The 13380-nt window shown below is 63.6% G+C and carries 10 protein-coding genes; 3 read left to right on the top strand and 7 right to left on the bottom strand.

Features of this window, described 5'->3' with window-relative positions; genetic code table 11:
• Nucleotides 1–104: 104 nt before the first annotated feature.
• Nucleotides 105–2522 carry a phosphoenolpyruvate synthase gene (ppsA, locus tag AB0N24_RS15150; RefSeq protein WP_364125763.1) on the top strand — a complete coding sequence of 806 codons (2418 nt, stop codon included), beginning with the start codon at nt 105–107 and terminating at the stop codon, nt 2520–2522.
• Nucleotides 2523–3038: 516 nt separating this feature from the next.
• Here ppsA and AB0N24_RS15145 read toward each other — a convergent pair.
• The 7 genes from AB0N24_RS15145 to AB0N24_RS15115 all read right to left on the bottom strand — a co-directional run bounded on the left by AB0N24_RS15145 (nt 3039) and on the right by AB0N24_RS15115 (nt 11671).
• Nucleotides 3039–3425, bottom strand: a complete 387-nt coding sequence (locus tag AB0N24_RS15145; RefSeq protein ID WP_364126125.1) for a carboxypeptidase-like regulatory domain-containing protein — start codon at nt 3423–3425, stop codon at nt 3039–3041.
• Between the two features lie 257 nt (nt 3426–3682).
• Nucleotides 3683–5191 (bottom strand): glycoside hydrolase family 32 protein, encoded by a 1509-nt coding sequence (locus AB0N24_RS15140; protein ID WP_364125761.1) that lies wholly within the window; start codon nt 5189–5191, stop codon nt 3683–3685.
• A gap of 102 nt (nt 5192–5293) precedes the next feature.
• Nucleotides 5294–6901 carry an ABC transporter substrate-binding protein gene (locus AB0N24_RS15135; protein WP_364125758.1) on the bottom strand — a complete coding sequence of 536 codons (1608 nt, stop codon included), beginning with the start codon at nt 6899–6901 and terminating at the stop codon, nt 5294–5296.
• Between the two features lie 72 nt (nt 6902–6973).
• The gene (locus AB0N24_RS15130) at nt 6974–7942 is read right to left on the bottom strand and encodes a carbohydrate ABC transporter permease (RefSeq protein ID WP_364125756.1); all 969 of its coding nucleotides are present in this window, start codon (nt 7940–7942) and stop codon (nt 6974–6976) included.
• Nucleotides 7943–7949: 7 nt separating this feature from the next.
• Entirely contained in the window at nt 7950–8924 is a 975-nt protein-coding gene (locus AB0N24_RS15125; RefSeq protein ID WP_364125754.1) for an ABC transporter permease subunit, read from the bottom strand.
• Nucleotides 8921–9964: a LacI family DNA-binding transcriptional regulator gene (locus tag AB0N24_RS15120; RefSeq protein WP_364125752.1), complete on the bottom strand. Its 1044-nt coding sequence runs from the start codon at nt 9962–9964 to the stop codon at nt 8921–8923. Before AB0N24_RS15120 ends, AB0N24_RS15125 begins: the two co-directional genes overlap by 4 nt.
• Before the next feature lie 258 nt (nt 9965–10222).
• A complete protein-coding gene (locus tag AB0N24_RS15115) occupies nt 10223–11671 on the bottom strand; it encodes a sugar porter family MFS transporter (RefSeq protein ID WP_364125750.1) in 1449 nt (482 codons plus the stop codon).
• A 129-nt stretch (nt 11672–11800) separates the two neighbouring features.
• Here AB0N24_RS15115 and AB0N24_RS15110 point away from each other — a divergent pair, with 129 nt between their 5' ends.
• Together AB0N24_RS15110 and AB0N24_RS15105 are read left to right on the top strand one after the other, a co-directional pair.
• On the top strand, nt 11801–12814 hold the full coding sequence (locus tag AB0N24_RS15110; protein ID WP_364125748.1) for a LacI family DNA-binding transcriptional regulator: 1014 nt from the start codon (nt 11801–11803) through the stop codon (nt 12812–12814).
• 160 nt (nt 12815–12974) lie between these two features.
• A complete protein-coding gene (locus tag AB0N24_RS15105) occupies nt 12975–13298 on the top strand; it encodes a hypothetical protein (protein WP_364125746.1) in 324 nt (107 codons plus the stop codon).
• Nucleotides 13299–13380: the final 82 nt, after the last annotated feature.

The following is a 13380-nucleotide window of genomic DNA, read 5'->3' as shown; positions in this document are numbered from 1 at the left end:
GCTCCAGACCTGTCAGTGTGGACAGGATTCGCGCCCACCAACCGGCCATCGCCGCGAGCGGGGCGGCACATCTGCATGCCATCATCTGCAAAGGAGCAGTAACCATGACGACAGACATCCTGTGGTTCTCAGAACTCGGACTCAAGGACCTGGACCGGGTGGGCGGAAAGAACGCCTCCCTCGGAGAGATGGTGCAGAACCTGACCTCTGCCGGCGTCCAGGTCCCTGACGGCTTCGCCACGACAGCGGACGCCTACCGGACCTTCCTTGCAGACTCCGGCCTGGACCAGAAGATCGCCGACCGCCTGGTCGGCCTGGACACCGACGACGTGACGGCCCTGGCGGCCGCGGGCAAGGAGATCCGCGCGCTGATGCGCGAGACGCCCTTCCTGCCGGACTTCGAAACGCAGATCCGGAACTCATACCAGCAACTGGTGGACAAGCACGGGGGCTCCGAGGACCTCTCCTGGGCCGTCCGTTCCAGCGCGACGGCGGAAGACCTGCCCGATGCCTCCTTCGCCGGGCAGCAGGAAACCTTCCTGAACGTCCGCGGGATCGAGAACATCCTGGTGGCCATCAAAGACGTCTTCGCGTCCCTCTACAACGACCGGGCCATCGCCTACCGGGTGCACCACAAGTTCGAGCACGCTGAGGTGGCGCTGTCGGCGGGCGTCCAGCGCATGGTTCGTTCCGACGTCGGCGCCTCCGGCGTTATGTTCACCATGGACACCGAATCCGGGTTCCAGGACGCCGTCTTTGTGACCTCCTCCTACGGCCTCGGCGAGGCCGTCGTCCAGGGTGCAGTCAACCCGGACGAGTTCTACGTCTACAAGCCCGCACTGGAGGCTGGCCGCCCGGCCATCCTCAAGCGTGGACTGGGCGAGAAGGCGCTCCAGATGACCTACACGAACAACCGCGAAATCGGCCACACCATTGACTTCGTGCCGGTGGAGGCTTCCCTGCGGAACCGCTTCAGCCTCACGGACGACGACGTCGAGCAGCTCGCCCGCCATGCCGTCGCCATCGAGAACCACTACGGCCGCCCGATGGACATCGAATGGGGCAAGGACGGGATTGACGGTGGCCTGTACATCCTGCAGGCGCGCCCGGAGACAGTGCAGTCCCGCCGCGCCTCCGGAAGCCTGAGCCGTTTCCGCCTCAACGGGTCCGGCCGGGTCCTGGTCGAGGGCCGCGCCATCGGCCAGCGCATCGGCGCCGGAAGCGTCCGCATCCTCACGTCGATTGACCAGATGGCCGCGTTCAAGACCGGCGACGTCCTCGTCGCGGACATGACCGACCCGGACTGGGAACCGATCATGAAGCGCGCTTCCGCCATTGTGACCAACCGCGGCGGACGCACCTGCCACGCGGCGATCATCGCCCGCGAACTGGGGATTCCCGCCGTCGTCGGCACCGGGGCCGCCACCGACGTGCTCGCCGACGGACTCGAGGTGACCGTCTCCTGCGCAGACGGCGAGACCGGCGTCATCTACGAGGGCCTCCTGGACTTCAGCGTCGAGGAAACCGAGATCACCCAGCTGCCCGAGGCCCCGGTCAGGGTCATGATGAACGTCGGCACCCCCGAGCAGGCGTTCACCTTCGCGCAGCTGCCCAATCACGGAGTGGGCCTGGCCCGGCTGGAATTCATCATTAACCGCCAGATCGGCATCCACCCTAAGGCACTGCTGAACCTGGACAGCCAGCCGGCCGACGTGGCCACGGAAATCCGGGAACGGATCGCCGCGTACGGCAGCCCGCGCGACTACTACATCAAGCGCCTGGCCGAAGGCGTGGCGACGATCGCCGCCGCATTCGCGCCGGAACCGGTGATTGTGCGGATGTCCGACTTCAAGTCAAACGAGTACGCCAACCTGATCGGTGGACCCGCCTACGAGCCGCACGAAGAGAACCCGATGATCGGCTTCCGCGGCGCCTCCCGGTACCTGGAGCCGTCCTTCCGCGATTGCTTCGACCTCGAGTGCGAGGCACTGTCCTTCGTCCGTAACGAGATGGGGCTCACCAACGTCAAGCTGATGATCCCGTTTGTGCGGACCCTCGACGAGGCCCGCGGCGTCATTGAGCTGCTGGCCGAAAACGGCCTCACCCGCGGCGAAAACGGCCTCGAGGTGATCATGATGTGTGAGATCCCGTCCAACGCCCTGCTCGCCGCCGAGTTCCTGGACTACTTCGACGGATTCTCCATCGGTTCCAATGACATGACGCAGCTGGCCCTGGGCCTGGACCGGGATTCCGCGATTGTCTCGGGCAGCTTTGATGAACGCGACCCCGCCGTCAAGAAGCTCCTCAGCATGGCCATCAAGGCCTGCAAGGCGCGCGGTAAGTATGTCGGCATCTGTGGGCAGGGGCCCAGCGACCACGCGGACTTTGCCCAGTGGCTGGTCGAGGAAGGCATCGATTCAGTCTCCTTGAACCCGGACACCGTTGTGGATACCTGGCTCCGGCTCGCCGGCGCAGCAGGTGTAGCCGAGGTCGGGGCAGCAGTCGGCGCAGACGCGAACTGACTCTCTGAGCCGAACTGAGTGCCCGCCCGGGGAAACCCCTGGGCGGGCACTCCCGTTAGTTCAGTGTGCAGTCAGGCCGGGGTTATGTCAGGCGCGTCTTTGTCAGCTGGGCCGTTCTCTGCCCAGTGACGCGCGGCGGTACCATCCGGTGGTTGGCTTCGTGAGCTTGCTGCTATTGGCACAATTCCGGTTACTGCAGTGCGACGGGATTTCGTCCTGCGGCCCTTTGGCGCCCGGCCCCTCGTATTTCAACCTTTCCAAAACCACGGCTGATCCACACGCGGCACAGATAAGAATTGACCGCATGGTTATTCGCCGCCTGTTTCGGCCGCGCAACCCCTTCGGCGGATAGCGTTTGATTCGCGGATGCCGTCTTTGGCCTTGTCTTCCATATGTCCCCCTGAGTTGGCCTGCGTTTAGCGTACCGCGCTCGGGGCCGGGCACGCCCTCCACTGCATAGCCACGCCATGGCAGCGGCCGGACGGCGGCCCGGCATTGGGCGCAACCCCGGACAGCTCAGCGGATCCCGCTGTCAACAATCAGTGTGATTTGAACAGGATTGTCCGAGACGAGCACGGCCTCGGAAGCTGTTGACGCATAGCCGCCGACGTTGGTGGCCCTGATGACATAACGGCCGTCTGGCAGCGCCAGGCGGAAGGCACCTGCCGTATCCGTGAGCGTTGAGCCCCGGACGCCGTCTCCGTCCAGGGCAACGACCGTTGCGCTGGGTACGGGGCGCGGCGGACACTGCTGGCCAACACGTTCGACCGGACAGACCGGTCCCGTCAGGACGTGACCCGTGACCACCCCTGTATGGCCCTGCACCCGTCCGGACTCGTCGGCGCACCCGCACAGCAGGAGGGTGGCCGCGACCACCAGGGCCAGGTCAACATGTTCCACCATCACTCACCAAGCAATCCTGAACACCCCGACGCCGGTTCCAGCGATTGCGCAGGTAGGAGCGCCCTCCTGCGGGTGGAACCGCTTTGTGTACAACACCGAGTATCCACGCTTCCCGCGTCGGAATACAGGGATTCCCAGCGAAGCCCTGACGTCTGGTTGAGGGCCTTCCCCTACAACTACGACGTCGGTTGGGCCTGTGCAGGGTTGGTGGCCGCTGGCTTGTGCCGGAGGAGTCCTTTTTCTGGTAGAGGTCAGCGTTAGGCGTATTGGGTGACGCGCAGGCTGTTGACCGTTGCCGTCCCACCGCTGGCGTACACAGCCAGATCGGTATTACCGGGTGCCGGGAAGATCAGTTCCGTCATGGTGACCAGGCCGTCCTGGGCGAAGACTTCCACGGAGCAGTGGTCAACGTAGATGGTGAGCTCGTAGGAACCGTCCGCAGTCCGGATCGGGGCGGTGTCGACGGAGGCGAAGGCTTCATGAAAGCCTGTCTGCCCGGAGTCGCGGCGGTCAACAATGAGGGCCCCTTCAGCGGGCCTGATGCCGATGCGGGTACCGTGGTCGCCGTCGCCGCGGACTATGAGCCCGAATTCCCTCGCACTGCCGGTCGTCAAGGCGATGTCGATGCGCTGGACGCGGCCCGCTGCACCCTCCAGGATGTGGATACCGTCGGATATTTCGGAGTCCTCAAGGCTGAACGTTCCGGCCGGGGCGGAAAGTGAGCGGAAATTGCCGGCTGCCTTTTGGGTAAGACGCGGTTTACCGCCGATGGTGTGCAGGGAAATCTCGCGGGCCAGGGTCATGGGGCTGCGCCAGGGTGAGGTGGGGATGTGATTGGCGTATTCCCAGTTGTTCATCCAGGCGATCATCAGACGGCGGTTGTCGGGTACGTCGCTGAAGGAGACAGCGGCGTAGTAGTCCCGGCCCCAGTCCAGCCACTGGTATTCGCCCAACCGTTCCGGGTCCTGGGGGCCTTCTGTCACGGTGGTGGCAGAGGTGAACGTGGTCCCGTCGAAATCGCCTACGAAGTACTGCCCCGCAGAGCCGTTGTTCGGGCCACCGGGGTTGAGGTTCACGGTGAGGACCCACTGAAGGTTGTTCGGGTCGCCGTCGACGGGGAGGGAAAACAGGTCAGGGCATTCCCAGACGCCTCCGGTAGCGTTGGCCGGTCCGAACGTGCTCAGCGGCTCCCAGTTCTTGAGGTCGTAGGACTTGTAAAGCACAACCTGGAAGTCTGTGGCTTCGACGGCGACCATCACCCAATAGCTGCCGGCGTCGCCGTCGTAGCTGATGACTTTGGGGTCGCGGAACTCCGCTGACCCGCGGTTCAGGACGGGGTTGGCGGTGTGTTTGGTCCACGTGTAGCCTCCGTCCAGGCTGTAGGCCAGGGACTGCGCCTGGATGCCCTGGTGTCCGGAGCCGGGTTTGAACGCGCTGGTGTAGACGGCGACCAGGGGCGGAGCCGAGTCGGTGCCGAATCCGCTGGTGTTGTCCCGGTCGAAGACGATGCTGCCGGAGAAGATGTCTTCGTCGTCGTCGCAGGCGATGGCGACGGGGTGTTCGGTCCAGGTGAGCAGGTCCGGGGAGGTGGCGTGTCCCCAGGACATGTTGCCCCAGACATTGTCCAGCGGGTTGTTCTGGTAATAGAGGTGGTAGACGCCGTCGTGGAAAATCAGGCCGTTGGGGTCATTGAGCCATGTGTTCCGGGCGGCGTAGTGCAGGGCCGGACGGAAGGTGTCGGCCGTGGTGGCGGTCGCGGCAGTCATGAACGCGGAGTCTCGTTTCTGTGCAGGTATGGGGACGCGTATGCGGAAGCTTGGGGCCGGGTGGGCCGGCGCGGACCGGCCCACCCGGTAGGTCAGTCAGAGCTAGGAGTTCTTCTTGTAGCGGTCGTAGGCCTGCTGGTAGACCTCGATCATTTTGTCGACCCCGACGTTCTTGAGCTGGGTGACGTAGCCGTCCCATTCCTGATCGATGCCACCGGAGACGATCCACTTGGCGACGTTCTGCTTGACCAGTGAGGTGGCGTCCGTCTGGATGGTGCTGATCTGCTGGAGTTCTTCGTTGGACAGGGCGACCGGGGGGTAGCCGTCGTTGCCGGCGAAGGGTTTGTAGAGTTCGTTGACGGTCTTTTGGCGTTCAGCGGCGCGTGGTTCGGGTGCGACGACGGTGGTGAAGTTCTCGGCGGTGTTGGCCTTCGGGCCGCCGGGGGCGACCTTCTGACGGCGTTCGCCTTCGCTGGTTCCCGCCGGGGCGGGGATCTGGGTCAGGAGTCCGCTGGCGTCCTTTTGCAGGGTTTCGCCGATCGGCCCCCAGTTGGCCTGGGCTGACTGGGTGGGGTCGTAGAGGTTGTCGGCCCAGCGCATGGTCGCTGCCGGGTATTTGTTATTCCGGGTGATGGCGAAGGCGCCGCGGGCGATTTCCTGGTTGTTGGACTGGCTGGCGATCCGCTTGCCGTCCGTGCCCTCAAGGACCGGGACCAGGTCGTAGTTGCTGGCGCGGTCGGCGCCGACCATTTCAGGGACTTCCCACCAGACGAAGGAGCCGAGGTTTTCCGTGGCGGCCTTGCCCTTGGCCAGGTACGCCTTGTCGTCCTGGGAGAACGATTCCGGATCGATCAGGCCCTCCTGGTACCACTCGTGCAGGGTCTGGATGGCCTTCTTGTAGCCGTCCTGGGTGGGGGTGAAGATGACTTTGTCGTCCTGGACGATCCGGTGGTCCATGTTGTCCGGCACTCCGCCGAGGGCGGCGATCAGGTCAACGATGTCCCCGCACCAGGAGCCTGGCATGAAGCTCAGCGGTATGGTCTTGCCGGTCCCGGACGCGTCCTGGGTCTTGAACGCGAGCAGGGCGTCGTGGAACTCACCGATGGTCTTCGGCATCGGGATGTTGATCTTCTTCAGCCAGGCGGTGTTGATGGCCAGCTCGTTGGGGAACTGGACCAGGCCGAGCTCTTCCACGGACGGCAGGGAGTAGATGTGCCCGTCCGAGGAGGTGATGGCTGCCTTGATATCGGGACGGGCGGAGAGCAGCTTGGAGAGGTTGGGCGCGTTCTTCTCAATGAGTCCCTCGAGGGGGATGAGGGTGCCGCTGGCGGAGTAGGTGGCGATCTCGGCGTCGGTGAGGCCGGTGTTGAAGAAGGCGTCGGGAAGGTCACCGCTGGCCAGGATGAGGTTCTTCTTTTCCTGGAAGACCGTTTCGGGCAGGTTCTCCCAGTTGATGTGGACGTTGGTGGCCTTTTCCCATTCCTTGACCACGGACATGGTGTTGTAGTCAGGGGCAAGTGCCGCTTTGGTGCCGGAGAAGGTCAGGTCGAGTTGTTTGCTGACGATCGGGAAGCCTGTTTCCTGGAACCCGAAGTCGGCGGAGGCGTCCTTGATTTCGGTGGTGCCGGAGCCGCCGCCGGAGCAGGCGGTGAACGTCAATGTTCCGGCCAGGACGGCGCCGAGGGCGGCGTATTTACGGCTGAATGCCATGGTCATTCCTATTCTGAGGTGGGGTTGCTGCCGTCCGATGGCGGTTGCCCGGGCGGTTGATATGGGGAGGAGCTATTTGACGGCGCCGATCATGGCGCCCTTGGTGAAGTGCTTCTGCATGAATGGCAGGGCAATCATGAGCGGCAGGCTCGAGACGACGATCATGGCGTACTTGGTGAGCTCCGCGATCCGTTGCGCAGCGGCATAGGATTCGATGTCTCCGCCGGTGGTTCCGGTGGAGGAGACGTCTGACTGGATGAGGATGTTGCGCAGGACGAGCTGCAGCGGGTACTTGGAGTCGTCGTTGAGGAAGATCAGCGCGTCGAAGAACGAGTTCCAGTGCGCCACGACGTGGACCATGATCATGAGCATGATCAGCGGCTTGGAGAGGGGGAGCACCATCCTGAAGAAGAATTTGAAGTCGGTCGCCCCGTCCATCTGGGCGGCCTCCCGCAGTTCGTTCGGGATGGTGTGTTCGAAGAATGACCGGGCGATGATCAGGTTCCAGACGCCCACTGCACCGGGCAGGACCACGGCCCAGACGGTGTCCAGCATGCCCAGGTCACGGACCACCAGGTACTTGGTGATCAGTCCGCCGTCGAAAAACATGGTGATCACGAACAGCAGCATCAGGATCTTGCGGCCGGGCATGTCCTTGCGTGACAGTGCGTAGGCCCCGCAGAGGATGGTGCTGACGCTGATGGCGGTGCCGAGGACGGTGTAGACGACGGTGTTGCCCAGGCCGTTCCAGATCCGGCTGTCGGCGAAGATCCGCTCATAGCCTTCAGTGGTCACCCCGGAGGGGAACAGCCAGACCTTGCCTTCGTAGACAGCGTTGGGGTCGCTGATCGAGGCGATCACGATGAAGTACAGCGGGTACACCACGGCCAAGATGGACAGCAGCAGGACAGCGGTTGCGGCGACGTTGAAGGCACGGTCACCGTACCTGTCCCTGAGCGTCGGTTTCGGCCGGGGGTGGCTGCCCCGGCTGACGGTCCGGTTCGGGTTGTCGATAGTGCGGGGGTTGGTTGTCAATGACATTTCGGCATCACCACAGGGTCGCTTGGTTGGCCCGGCGTGCCACCGTGTTGAAGAAGAGCAGCAGCGCCAGGTTGAGGAGGGAGTTGAACAGGCCGATGGCGGCCGAGTAGCTGAACTGCGCCTGCTGCAGGCCTGCGTGGTAGACGTAGGTCTGGATGATCTCAGAGGACGAGAGGTTCAGCGGCGTCTGCATGAGCAGCGCCTTCTCGAATCCGACATTGAGCAGGTTGCCGATAGCCAGGATGAACAGCACCGTCACCACCGGCATGATGCCCGGCAGATCGATGTGCCGGATCCGCTGGAGCTTCGAGGCGCCGTCCACCTTGGCCGCGTCGTGAAGGGCCGGGTCAATTCCGGCCAGGGCCGCCAGGTACACGATCATGGAGAAGCCAGCGTTCTGCCAGACATCCGAGATCACGTAGATGGGGCGGAACCACTCCGCGGAGCCCATGAAAAAGATCGGCTCGCCCCCGGACAGCTGGATCGCGTTGTTCACCAGCCCCGATCTGGGGGAGAGGACCACGAACATGATGCCGACCACCACGACAGTGGAGATGAAAGCGGGGGAGTAGAGCACCGTCTGGGTGAACTTCTTGAACCTCTCGCTCTGGAGCTGATTGACCAGCAATGCCAGGATGATCGGGATCGGGAAGGCCACCAGCAGGCCCAGGACCGCGATCCACAGGGTGTTGCCGACGACCTGGCCGAACTGGTACGAGTTCACGAACCTGATGAAGTGCGTCAGGCCGACCCACGGGCTGTCGGTGAACCCGTCCACCGGGTTGTAGTTCTTGAAGGCGATCTGCACGCCATACATGGGCCAGTACTTGAAGACCAGAATGTAGACGATCGCTGGAGCTAGTAATACGTATAACTGCCACGCCCGAGAAATCCTCTTCATGCGGAGCGAAAGAGAAATTTTTCGATGCGGCAACGGTGCCGCCGACGGACGCCCGCGTCGGGCCGGGATGGTGCGGCTCATGGCATCTCCTTAGGATGGGTCACTGACATGCGTTCAACAAGAGGGCAGTCCATCAGCTCGACCCGGCCATCGGGTTCCGCGTCCTGGAGGATCAGTTCAACCGCGCGCCGGCCCATGGCGACGAACGGCAAGTCGAGGGTGGTCAGGCCCGGGCGAAGGTGCGGCGCCAGGATTGCCTGGTTGTCGAAGCCCACGATGGATACATCCCCGGGGATTGATAGCCGCAGGTCGGACACCGCCTGGTAGGCACCCCATGCACCACGGTCGTTGGCGCAGAAAATTGCGGTTGGCGGCGTGGCGGCGGTCAGCAGCTCCATCGCATACTTGTAGCCGTCCTCCTCGCCACCCCCGCCGAAGCGGACCAGGGCGGGGTCCACTTCCAGACCCGCGTCTTCAAGGGCCGCCGTGTAGCCCTGGTATCGGCCGACAGCAGCAGGCAGACCGCTTTCCAGGGTCTCGATATTGATCAGCCCTATCCGGCTGTGGCCGGCATCCAGCAGCCGGCGGGTAGCAGTGTAGCCGCCCTTCACTTCGTCGGGGGCAACGCTTGGGAGGCGGCCGGCACGGTCCTGGGAGTTCAGCACCACAGCCCGGACACCCTCCAGGGCCTCCGGAACGTCCAGCTGCCGGTGATACATGGCGGCGTAGACGACGCCCGCGACCTTGTAGGAGAGCATGGTGTCCAGGGAAGCAGCCTCGAGCTCCCTATCTCCGCCGGTGTTCACCGTGAGCAGGAGGAGCCCGTCCTCCCAGGCCCGCTGCTGCGCGCCTTCAATGATGGCACCGGCAAACGGGGAGGTGGCGACGGAATCACCAATGAACCCGATCATTCCGGCCACGCCTTCGCGGAGAACCTTGGCGTGGGCGTTGGTGCGGTAGCCGAGCCGGTTCACAGCGTCCCGGACGCGCTTGCGGGTATCCTCGGAGAAACGCGAGCCGGTGGCCGAATTCAGCACCAAAGACACGGTGGCCTGTGAAACGCCGGCAGCAGCAGCGACGTCGTGCATTGTCGGTCCTGACTTTGGCCGTGATCCAGCCATGGGCACCTCCTCGGGCCAATACTCGTTCTGGGGTTATTCGTATAACTGGATCAACTGTAGCGGGCGTCACATCGAGCGTCAATAGGGGCGAAGGCGTCCAGGGGAGACAGGGTCTGTGCAGGTTAGTTGACCTTCCGGCACCCCTGGTCCTGACCGCCCCACGGGGTTGCTGGCGGATTCCGTGTGACGGTCAGGCGGCAATTCGGTTTCGGGATTCAGTGAACGGCTCGGCTGTTCGGGAGCGTTGGCGTGTACTGCCTATTTCTTGTGGACGATGTAAATGGCGCCGGTCGTGACATCCTCTTCGAGCGCTTCGAGGGTCCGGCCCCGGGTTTCGGGGACCTGGGTGTAGATGAAGATCAGCGCCAGGATGCCGACGATGCCGAACAGGAAGAAGGTCCCCGTGATGCCGACCGCCGCCACCAGTGACGGGAAGAACAGGCCGAGGAAGGCATTGGCGATCCACAGGCAGAAGATGGAGATACCGATCGCGAAGCCGCGGATATGCAATGGGAAGATCTCCGAGAGCATCACCCACACGGCGACGTTGAGGAACGTCTGCATCGAGCCCACGAAGGCAACCACCAGGAACAGGATCACGAACGGCCGGGCGGGGTCTCCGACCGGCAGGGCGATCGAGGCAATGCCGATAAGGAAGTGGCAGATCGTGGTCAGAATAAAGCCGGTAATCAGGGTGGTGCGGCGGTTGATGCGCTGCATCAGGGAGAGCCCGATAACCCCGCCGACGACGGCGATGACGCCCGGGGCGATATTGGCGATAAGCGCGGCGCCCGAGTCGAAACCCGCCTCGATGAGCACGGACTGGCCGTAGTACATGATCGAGTTGATTCCGGTGAGCTGCTGAGCGACGCCCAGGCCGATCCCGACGAGCAGGATGCGCAGGATCCACTTGTTCTTCAGCGCGCCCCAGCCGGACAGGTTCATCTGCTCTTCCTCTTCGGTGAGGTGCTTGACGTCGGCCATTTCTGCGGCGGCACGCTCGGGCGAACGGATTGTGGAGAGAACATCCAGAGCGTCCTGGGTGCGGTGCTTGGAGATGAGCCAGCGTGGGGACTCTGGCATCCGAAGCATGCCAACGAACAGTGCAATGGCGGGCAGCGCGGCGACGGCGAGCATGAAGCGCCAGACCCCGGGGTGTTCGCCCCAGACGTTGCCAATGATCGCGTTGACGACGAACGCCGCGAGTTGGCCGATGACGATCATGAGCTCGTTGCGGCCAGCTAGCGAGCCGCGGATCTCGTAGGGGGCGAGTTCAGCGAGGTACACCGGGACCACCGAGGAGGCGCCGCCGACGGCGAGGCCGAGGATGACGCGGCCGACGACCATGACCTCGAAGTTCGGTGCGAACACGCAAGTCAGGGCGCCGGCGAGGAACAGGACGGCCAGGAGGATGATCGTCTTTCGACGCCCCCATGTGTCGGAAAGGCGGCCGCTTCCCACTGCGCCCGCTGCGGCGCCAAAAAGCAGGGAGCTTGTAACGACTCCCTCAGTGAGCGCGGTCAGGCCGAGTTCGGCGGTCATCGGTCGCAGCGCGCCGTTGATTACGCCGGTGTCATAGCCGAACAGCAGGCCACCGAAGGTGGCAACCAGGGCAACCATGCCAAGGCGCTTACGGTGAGGCCCGTCAGTCAAAGGCGGGAGCGGGGTAGGTCTAGACGTTCCGCTGTGCACACTTGCAGTAGCCATCAGGACTCCTTTGTCAGGGTTTAGCGGTCGATGTGGTCCGCGTCTCAGCAATACTAACGCGCGAAAGACCCAAATGTAAGGTCAAACTGTCAAATTTTCCAAACTTTGTGTTCATGCAAGGATGGAAAGGTGAATCACGCAACCTCTCCGGGCCGCTCCCGGCCGGTGACGCAGGAGGATGTTGCCCGGGCGGTGGGTGTTTCCCGAACGCTCGTTTCGTTCGCGTTCCGTGGCGCCCCTGGTGTCAGTGCCGAAATGAGGCAGACAATCCTTGAGGCCGCCACACAACTTGGGTATAGGCACAATGCAGTAGCCGCCGACCTCGCCAGCAAGCGCGCGTCGGCCATCGGGCTCTTCCTCCTCGACCTCCGAAACGAGGTCTATACGGACATATTCCAAGGTGTGCGGGAGGCAGTCGGTGAAGGCCGGAACCGGCTCATCCTTAGCGTTTCACACTCCACCGGCGGGATAGATCGGGAACCCGCCAATTCCCTCATCGAGGCTCGTGTGGGCATCATCATCGCCGCGACTTTCCTCGACACCGATGCCCGGGTGCGGGAGCTGGCAGCGTCGGTTCCTGTGGTTAATGTCGCCCGGCGGGTTGCCGGCGTTGACAGCGTTTATTCGGATGACTGGGCGGGCGCAGCGGCGGCGACGGATCACCTGATCAGTCTCGGGCATGCACGGGTTGCCCACCTGACGGCGACGGCGTACGACGGACACGAGGAACGACGCCGCTCATATGCAGCCACCATGCACAATGCCGGATTTGCTCCCGAGGTTGTCAGCGCAGACAGCTACACACAGCAGGCGGCGGAGCGGGCAGCAGCCGTTTTGCTCAAGAGACAGGACCGCCCCACGGCGGTATTTGCGCATAATGACGAAATGGCGCTCGGCGTCCGCGAGGCAGCCTACGCCGCGGGCCTCTCCGTACCCGAGGATCTCTCCATCGTTGGCTACGACAATTCCAGGATCTCCCAACTCCACGGCATCGACCTGACCTCTGTGGACCTGCAGGCGCGAGAACTAGGCCGGGGCGCCGGCGCTGCTGCCCTCAACCGTCTGGCCTTCCCGGACGCCCCCACAGTCGATGAAAGCAGTACGCCGCGCCTCATCGTCCGAAACTCCACCGCCCGGCGGTAGCGGGTGGTTGCGTTTGCTCTCCTTTTCAGCCGCCATCGGCTCGATTGGCGCGGGCTGTGGCATGGGAGCCCCCGGTCCTATCATCCGCGGCACGTCAGGCGTAATCTGGACGGAATTCACGGTTAGGAATAGCCGAAACAGGAAGGCGGTACACGCGGACGTGAGCCTCAGGGACGAGTGGGACCGACTCGACACAGAGACACGGACATGGCTTCTGGAGAATCCGGGATGCCTCGTCGTGCCCAGCGCCATGTCGGCCAAAATCAAGAAGGAAGCACACGGCGACCTTGCGAGTGACCCGCACGGGCAGGTTGTACTCTCACGGGCTGACCACGATTTCATCCGCGAGAAAGCGGAAGCCGCCGGAACGATCCGCGTCCCCGTCGCGGACGACTACCAGTTCTTCGACACCGCAACATTGCCCGTTATCAGGGAAGCGCCGCATGGAAGGCATGCCGCGGCTTCGCCGGATGAGGCTCCGTAGTTCGCTGACGGCTGGCCAACGCGGCCCCTTGAACGTCTGACCGCTCCAGGGATAGCATTGCCGGCACGGGCGTCGGCCGCGC

The organism is Arthrobacter sp. NPDC093128 (genome assembly GCF_040683875.1).
In the GTDB taxonomy this organism is placed as follows: Bacteria; Actinomycetota; Actinomycetes; order Actinomycetales; family Micrococcaceae; genus Arthrobacter.
Note: the sequence above shows the minus strand (reverse complement) of the source record. Positions and strands in the feature narration are given on the sequence as shown.